This window comes from Bradyrhizobium sp. P2_E8 (assembly GCF_056403875.1).
In genome coordinates, this window is sequence record NZ_JBFUES010000568.1 from 1 (window position 1) to 4,928 (window position 4,928).

Sequence of the window (4,928 nt, forward strand, 5' to 3'; positions counted from 1 at the left end):
ACCCGCAGGACCGCACTTCGGCCGGCCTGTGCCTCAGACTGGGACACAAATGGCCCCCGCTATCGTCTCCCCCACCTTGTTAAACAAAACGATACCGTATAGTTTTAGCGTGGGGCTGGACGAGATGCCGCGGCGAGTTTGCCGGCGGCGGTAGATGCGTGATCGCCAGCCACCGACGATGCCCTTCACTTCATATTCGACTGAAATGTCCGTGCCTTCACATGGCCGGGGCAGGCAGACAGGCGCCCGCCTGATCGGGTTCCTGGTCCTCGCCTGCAGCCTGGCGCTCGGCGCCTGCACCTCCCTGCCCCGTACGCCCTATACCGCCGCCGAGGCCAGCACGTCGCGCGTGCTCGATATCGACGGCCTGCGGCGTTACGCCGACGACCCCGTCACGAAGTTCAGCTTCGAGAAGGACAACGGCAACGCGGCGAAGTCCTATCTGGCGCTCTCCGGCGGCGGTGCGGATGGCGCCTATGGCGTCGGCGTGCTCAACGGCTGGACCGCGGCCAGAACCCGTCCCACCTTCTCGGTCGTCTCGGGCGTGAGCACCGGCGGCCTGATCGCGCCCTTTGCGTTTCTCGGCTCGCAATATGACGACACGTTGAAGGAGGTCTACACCAGCGGCATCGCGGAGAGCCTCCTGAACGATCCCAGCATCATACGCGTGCTGTTCGGATCCGGCCTGTTCGGCAATACACGCCTGCGCGAGCTCGTCGCCCGCTATGTCGGGCCGGAGATCATGGCACAAGTCGCGCGCGAAAACGCCAAGGGCCGACGGCTGCTGATCGTGACGACCGACCTGGACACCCAGCGGACCGCGATCTGGAACATGGGCAAGATCGCGGAGGTCGGCACGCCCGAGGCGCTCAAACTGTTTCGCGACGTGATGGCGGCCTCGGCCAGCATTCCCCTGGTGTTTCCACCGATCATGATCGACGCCGAAGGCCAGGGCCGCAGGTTTCAGGAGATGCACGTCGACGGCGGCGTGACCGCCCCGGTGCTGACGCTGCCGGAAGCCTTGCTGTTCCAGGGCAGCCGCCTGCCTGGCAGCGCGAAGATGGACATCTACATCCTCGTCAACAAGAAGATCGAACGCAACTTCGAGCTCGTGTCCAACAGCACTGTCGATGTCGCCTCTCGCAGCCTGTCGGCAATCACGCAGTCGCAGACCCGCTCGATCATCTTCTCGACCTATGATTTCGCCAGGCGCAACCACCTCGGCTTCCATCTCTCCTACATCGCGCGCGACTACCCCGCACCGCCCTCGGAAGGATTCGACACCGCCTATATGCGGGCGCTGTATCAGTACGGATATGAGAAGGCGGCCGCGGGCCAGGCCTGGACTTCGGCGCTGCCATGAGACCCCGGTGGCGGAACGAGGTCGGATCGAGACCGTTGACGATACGGCCAATTCGGCCAGATTCGCGATGACGCCCCGGCTGCTGCGCGTTATAGAGCAATGACGATTGGAACGACCGCGCAGGAATCATCGGGCATGGGATTGACTGCGACCAAGACAAGACCGGCAGCAGCACGGCGCGAGGTGCCGAAATCGCGCGGCGGCCGGCCGACCAAGACCGCCGCGATCGAGCGCGACCAGCGGCTGATCGAGGTCGCCACCCGCCTGTTCCTGGATCGCGGCTTCGACGCCACCTCGCTCGATGCGGTTGCGGAAGCGGCGCGGGTGAGCAAGCCCACCGTCTATTCCCGTTACGGCGACAAGCGCGGCCTGTTTGCCGCCGTGCTGAGGCGCGAGATCGCGCGCTGGCTTGCGCCGCTGTCGGCGGCCGCCGAGACGCAACTCAGCAGCGCCTCGGACATCCCCGTCGAGCAGCGGCTGGTCGAGATCGGGCGCGAGATGCTGAGCTTCACCTGCGGGCCCGATGCCGTCGCCTTCAGCCGCATGATGACGTCACAGGCCATCAACTTCCCCGATGTCGCCAAGCTCGGCATGGAGGAAGGCTGGCTCAAGGCCGTTGCCACGACGGCGCGCTTCTTCGACCATCTGGCGGTGCAAGGCGCGCTCGACGTCGACGACACCACCATCGCAGCGGAAGTGTTTCTCGACGTCGTCGTCGGTCATACCCACCGCATGGCGACGTTCGGAACGGCACTGGAGTTGAAGTCCGCGGAAAAGCGGATGCGCACGGCGATCAAGCTGTTCCTGGCCGGTGCGCTGGGCCCCGCCGACCGCGTCCAGGGCGCCCCCAAGGGCACGCCGCGGCGACGCTCCCCCCGCTGACAATTCCGTGAGCTGGCCATCTATCCCCAAGGGGGCCATCGCACCGCCATTGACCGAAATAAAACGATACGGTATTGTTTCGTTATAAGTTGGTACGGGCCGCTTTTTTCACCAGCCCCAAAAGAGGTCCATACCGCTTCGATCGCCGCGACGGGTACCGCCCGCCACGACGCTCGGCGGCCGGCCGATGCCCAAGGCCGGCCGCGAATTCTTTACGATCATCCGGCACACTCGCTGGCCGAGGGTTTCGAGCATGACGACAGCCAAACGATGGACCTCGCGATTGTTTGCGATCGCATTGCCCGCGCTGCTCCTTGCAGCGCCCGCACAAGCGATCGTGACCACGGGCACACCGACCGCGCTTCACAGCGACACAGATGGTGACGCCGAGGCGGACCGCCAAGCGGTCAGCCGCGAGATCGAGCGCTTCCGCGGCTCGCCCATCTCGATCAGCCAGGCCATGGCCATCGCGGAGTCCCGCCACGCCGGCGCCACGACGGCGGACGTGAGTTTTGACGGTGCCTCCGGCGTGCCGGTCTACCGGGTGAAGACCCTGCACAACGACCGGATCTGGCGCCACACCATCAACGCCGCGACCGGCGAGCTCGTCGGCGGCGAGGCCGCCCTCCCCCTCGCCGAACTCGACCACGACGATCGCAGCAACCTCGCTGCACTCGGCGCGATCCGGCACCGCCTTGCGGATGCCGTACGCGTCGCTGAGCAGGCAGCGTCCGGCAAGGCGATCAGCGGCGGCCTCGTGCGCGAACGCGGCCGGCTCAATTTCGCGATCGTCGTGATCAGCGGCGACGACCTCAAGGAGGTCATCCTCGAGCCGCCGGGCGCCCGGACGAAGTAGACACGGCTCCCGGCCGACGGTCACAATCCCGCCGAAAAGCCATTGACGGGCGCAAGACTCTCCCGCATAAGTCGCCGCCATGTTCACGACCACCAAACGCACGACCAAAACCACCACGGCCTTCGGGGCCCGGGGAGGCGTGCGCGCGTAGTCGTCCACTGAAACGCATCAGCTCTACCGAAGCCCCGCCCTCTGGTCCGGGGCTTTTTTGTTGTCTGGATTTCAACGCAATGGAGGACAAAGTGAGTAACGATCCCGTCGTCGCGATTGTCGGCGTCACCGGTGCGGTGGGCGCCGAATTCATCGCCACCATGGACAAGCGTGGTTTCCGCGTCGGCAAGCTCAAGGCGCTGGCAAGCGCCCGCTCGGCCGGCAAGACGGTGTCGTTCCGCGGCCAAAACGTCGTCATCGAGGAACTGACCGAGCGCGCCTTCGAGGGCGTCGATATCGCCCTGTTCTCCGCCGGCGGCAGCATCTCGAAGAAGTATGCGCCTGTTGCGGTCAAGGCCGGCGCGGTCGTGGTCGACAACTCCTCCGCCTTCCGGATGGATCCGAACGTGCCGCTGGTGATCCCCGAGATCAACGCCAACCGCATCCGCGACCACAAGGGCATCATCGCCAACCCGAACTGCGCCGCGATCACCGCGCTGGTGCCGCTCTGGCCGATCCATCAGAAGAACCGCATCAAGCGCGTCATCATCTCGACCTACCAGGCGGCCTCCGGCGCCGGCGCGGCCGCGATGGAGGAGCTCGTCGAGTCCACCCGCGCCAATCTCAACGGGCAGGTCTATACGCCCAAGGTGATGCCGCACCCCTACGCCTTCAATCTCTTCAACCACAACACCGCGGTCGACCCCGAGACCGGCTACAACGACGAAGAGACCAAGGTCATCAAGGAAACCCGCAAGATCTTCGAGGACGAGACCATCGCCGTCGGTGTCACCTGCGTCCGCGTGCCGGTGCTGCGCGCCCATTGCGAGGCCATCACCTTCGAATGCGAGAAGCCGATCACCGAGGACCAGGTCCGCGCCATCATGGCGCAGGCGCCCGGCGTGAAGATCGTCGACGACCGCGTGAAGAACTACTTCCCGATGCCGATCGACGCCTCGGGCCAGGATGATGTCCTGGTCGGCCGCATCCGCAAGGACCTCAGCGATCCCAGTGGGCATTCGATCTCGATGTTCGTGGCGGCGGATCAGCTGCTCAAGGGCGCCGCGCTGAACGCGGTGCAGATTGCCGAGCTCCTGCCGCAGCGGGTGATGGCGTAACGAAGCATGGTGGGTTAGCCCGCGGCTGCGCGAAGCGCAGTCCGCTGGCGTAACCCACCTCTTTCGCTTCCGCGAAGATAGACCTTGGTGGGTTACGCTTCGCTAACCCACCCTACGGCTCTGCGCGAAACAGCAGGCAGGCGTCGCCATACGAATAGAACCGATAGCCCTGCGCGATCGCATGCGCATAGGCCTGCTTCATCGTCTCGAGCCCGGCGAACGCCGACACCAGCATGAACAGCGTCGACTTCGGCAAGTGGAAATTGGTCAGCAGAATATCGACGGCGCGGAAGCGATAGCCGGGGGTGATGAAGATCGACGTCTCGGCCGCAAACTGCTGGATGGTGCCGTCCTCGCTTGCTGCGCTTTCAAGCAGCCGCAACGACGTGGTGCCGACCGCGATGATGCGCCCGCCGTTCTTCCGCGCAACGTTCAGCCGCTCCGCCGTCCCGGCCGAGATCGTGCCCCACTCGGCATGCATCTTGTGGCCTGCGGTGTCGTCCACCTTCACCGGCAGGAACGTCCCTGCCCCGACATGCAGCGTTACGCGGTTGAGGCC

At 65.3% G+C, this 4,928-nt stretch carries 5 protein-coding genes; 4 read left to right on the forward strand and 1 reads right to left on the reverse strand.

Annotation, left to right across the window (positions count from 1 at the left end; translation table 11 throughout):
* The first annotated feature begins 205 nt into the window (after window positions 1–205).
* From AC1D00_RS26650 to AC1D00_RS26665, 4 genes are all read left to right on the forward strand, one after another.
* Window positions 206–1,363, forward strand: a complete 1,158-nt coding sequence (locus AC1D00_RS26650; RefSeq protein ID WP_404556524.1) for a patatin-like phospholipase family protein — start codon at window positions 206–208, stop codon at window positions 1,361–1,363.
* Window positions 1,364–1,498: 135 nt separating this feature from the next.
* On the forward strand, window positions 1,499–2,245 hold the full coding sequence (locus tag AC1D00_RS26655; RefSeq protein ID WP_477012702.1) for a TetR/AcrR family transcriptional regulator: 747 nt from the start codon (window positions 1,499–1,501) through the stop codon (window positions 2,243–2,245).
* Window positions 2,246–2,498: 253 nt separating this feature from the next.
* Window positions 2,499–3,101, forward strand: a complete 603-nt coding sequence (locus AC1D00_RS26660; RefSeq protein WP_477012703.1) for a PepSY domain-containing protein — start codon at window positions 2,499–2,501, stop codon at window positions 3,099–3,101.
* A 230-nt stretch (window positions 3,102–3,331) separates the two neighbouring features.
* Complete coding sequence (locus AC1D00_RS26665) at window positions 3,332–4,369, forward strand: aspartate-semialdehyde dehydrogenase (protein WP_477012704.1); 1,038 nt, start codon at window positions 3,332–3,334, stop codon at window positions 4,367–4,369.
* Window positions 4,370–4,481: 112 nt separating this feature from the next.
* Here the strand turns inward: AC1D00_RS26665 and AC1D00_RS26670 are convergent.
* Window positions 4,482–4,928 (reverse strand): S-adenosylmethionine:tRNA ribosyltransferase-isomerase (locus AC1D00_RS26670; RefSeq protein ID WP_477012705.1); only part of this gene is annotated, 447 nt, incomplete at its 5' end.

Bases quoted from the DNA above. Each gene is read 5' to 3' on its own strand.
- AC1D00_RS26650 (WP_404556524.1), top strand. From the start codon at position 206: ATGTCCGTGCCTTCACATGGCCGGGGCAGGCAGACAGGCGCCCGCCTG.
- AC1D00_RS26655 (WP_477012702.1), top strand. From the start codon at position 1,499: ATGGGATTGACTGCGACCAAGACAAGACCGGCAGCAGCACGGCGCGAG.
- AC1D00_RS26660 (WP_477012703.1), top strand. From the start codon at position 2,499: ATGACGACAGCCAAACGATGGACCTCGCGATTGTTTGCGATCGCATTG.
- AC1D00_RS26665 (WP_477012704.1), top strand. From the start codon at position 3,332: ATGGAGGACAAAGTGAGTAACGATCCCGTCGTCGCGATTGTCGGCGTC.